We start from the raw sequence: 2,274 nt of genomic DNA, 5'->3' as shown, positions 1-2,274 counted from the left end.
CGCTGAAATTGAAGTTCGCCGCCAGGCAGACCATCGGCCGCCCCAACTTCGACGCCTATGCGCCCAACACCACCATCAGCCAGAATACCGACGGCTCGGTGTCGGTGACCCAGGGCAACCCGGACATCAAGCCGCGTGAATCGAACAACCTCGATGTCTCGGCCGAGTGGTACCTGCCCAATTCCAACCTGGTTTCGCTGGCGCTGTTCAACAAGAAGATCAAGAACGAGATCTACACCCTCTCCAGCCAGGGCAGCCTGTTCTACAACGGTGCCACCCGGGCTGCTTCGATCACCCAGCCGGTCAACGCCTCCAGCTCCAAGATCAATGGCGTGGAACTGAGCTACGTGCAGAACTCGCTGGGCTGGATCAGCCCGCTGCTGCAGGGTCTGGGCTTCTCGGCCAATATCAGCTTCCTCAATGGCCGCCTCAACGCCGCCACCAGCAACGGCAGTACTCGCACCATCAACAACCTGGTCAACCAGCCCGACCAGATCCGCAACCTGACCGTGTTCTACAACTACCAGAAGCTCGATCTCTCGGCCGCCTACAACTGGACCGGCCGCAGCTTGCGCCTGGTGGACGCCAGCCTGCCCAGCCAGGACGTCTACTGGCAGGCGCGCAAGCAGATCGACCTGCAGGCCCGCTACGACCTGGGCAATGGCTGGCGCGCCTTCGCCGAGGTGGCCAACCTGACCAATTCGCCGGTCACCAGCGTCACCGGTCCCAACAAGGATCTGCTCAAGGACACCTTCTCCATGGGCCGGATGATCTGGGTCGGCGTGAACTACAGCCCCAAGAACCTGTGATGCAACTGGTTTCATTTGACTTCCCCTTGTACCTCCCCCTGTAAGGAAATGCCATGTCCAATCTTGAACAACTCCTGGAATTGAGCCGCCAATCGATGGGCATCATTCCCATCCTGGCCCTGCTGCTATTGGTGGTGCTGGCCGTCTCGGTCGAGCGCTTCATCTTCTTCGCGCGCTGCCTGCCTTCGGGCAAGCGCATCGACGAGGCGCTCACGCAAGCCGATCACCAGAATACTGCCGCGCTGCAGGACATCGCCCAGCGCTATCGCAGCACCATCTTCGGCCCGACCCTGCAGGCTTCGGTCGAATCCCGGGCGCTGGCCTCGGGCGAGGCCATGGAGCGTTACATCGATGAGAGCATCGTGCGCACCATGCCCGAACTGGATCGCTCGCTGTGGTTGCTGGGCGCGGCCATCACGCTGGGCCCGCTGATCGGTCTGCTGGGCACCATCATCGGCATCACCGAATCCTTCAACGTGCTGGGCACTGCCGGCAGCAGCAGCGGCGCGGTCACCAACGGCATCGGCCACTCGCTGCTGGCCACCGGTTGTGGCCTGCTGGTAGCCATTGCCGGGGTGGCGGCCAACAGCTATTTCGCCAAGCGCGTGCGCCTGGCCTTGCTGGAGCTGGATCTGATCAAGCTGGTCTTCATCAAGCAACATTGCCTGCATGAAGAATCGATCAGCGTGCGTCACGCCGCCGACGTCCAGGGCGCGGGGCAGGGCAAGAGCGTCATCAAGCGCGTGGCCGATGTGGCCTACGCTGGAGCCGCGTCATGAGCCGCACCCGTTACCTGCAATCGGATGAGCCGCATATCGAGATCATCCCGATGATCGACATCATGATGTTCCTGCTGATTTTCTTCATGGTGACCATGTTGAAGATGATCGATGTCAGCGGACTGAAGATCAACGTGCCGCAAGCCGCCAGCGCCGCCACGCTGCCCAGCAAGTCGCTGACCATCGTGGTCAACAAGGAAGGCGAGATGTTCTTCGAGGGCAAGCCGGTCCAGCACGATGCGCTGGTGGGCGAACTCAAGGAGCGGGCGCAGACGGCCAAGCTGGAAGTGCTGGTCTGGTGCGCCCGCCGGTAGGCGTGGTGGCCCGCACCGGCGCCGGACAGAGCCCGCGCCCGGCCGCGTCTTCGGCGTCAGGCACGCCGCGCAAGAGCACGACCCGACCCGCGACCAAGCCAGCCGCCAAGCCGCAGGATGACGATGACGACGCCCCGGCTCCGGCCGACGCCAAGCTGGACTGGATGTGGCCGACCCAGGGCAAGTCCGCGCCCAGCGCCGACAGCTACAAGAAGGGCATCGACATCAGCGGCAGCCAGGGGCAATCGGTGGTGGCGGCGGCGGCCGGCAAGGTCACCTATGCCGGTCACGGCATCCGTGGCTACGGCAACATGGTCATCATCAAGCACACGCCGCAATTGCTGTCGGTGTATGCACACAACGACAGCTCCT

At 63.1% G+C, this 2,274-nt stretch carries 4 protein-coding genes; all 4 read left to right on the top strand.

Annotated elements, in window-relative coordinates; genetic code table 11:
- Positions 1–809: TonB-dependent receptor domain-containing protein (locus tag I5W_RS21375; RefSeq protein ID WP_148289169.1), on the top strand; the 809-nt coding region annotated here is incomplete at its 5' end.
- A gap of 53 nt (positions 810–862) precedes the next feature.
- The gene (locus I5W_RS21370; protein WP_044530742.1) at positions 863–1,588 is read left to right on the top strand and encodes a MotA/TolQ/ExbB proton channel family protein; all 726 of its coding nucleotides are present in this window, start codon (positions 863–865) and stop codon (positions 1,586–1,588) included.
- A complete protein-coding gene (locus tag I5W_RS21365) occupies positions 1,585–1,902 on the top strand; it encodes an ExbD/TolR family protein (RefSeq protein ID WP_252717160.1) in 318 nt (105 codons plus the stop codon). The genes I5W_RS21370 and I5W_RS21365 overlap by 4 nt, the downstream gene beginning before the upstream one ends.
- The coding region (locus tag I5W_RS21360) for a peptidoglycan DD-metalloendopeptidase family protein (protein WP_252717159.1) at positions 1,887–2,274 on the top strand (388 nt) is incomplete at its 3' end. The genes I5W_RS21365 and I5W_RS21360, both read left to right, overlap by 16 nt.

This window comes from Herbaspirillum sp. B65, from assembly GCF_000333555.1.
Taxonomy (GTDB): Bacteria; Pseudomonadota; Gammaproteobacteria; order Burkholderiales; family Burkholderiaceae_D; genus Herbaspirillum; species Herbaspirillum rubrisubalbicans.
This window is presented reverse-complemented; position numbering and strand designations above follow the sequence as displayed.

Coding starts and splice junctions, on each gene's coding strand:
- I5W_RS21365 (WP_252717160.1), top strand. CDS start 1,585: ATGAGCCGCACCCGTTACCTGCAATCGGATGAGCCGCATATCGAGATC.
- I5W_RS21370 (WP_044530742.1), top strand. CDS start 863: ATGTCCAATCTTGAACAACTCCTGGAATTGAGCCGCCAATCGATGGGC.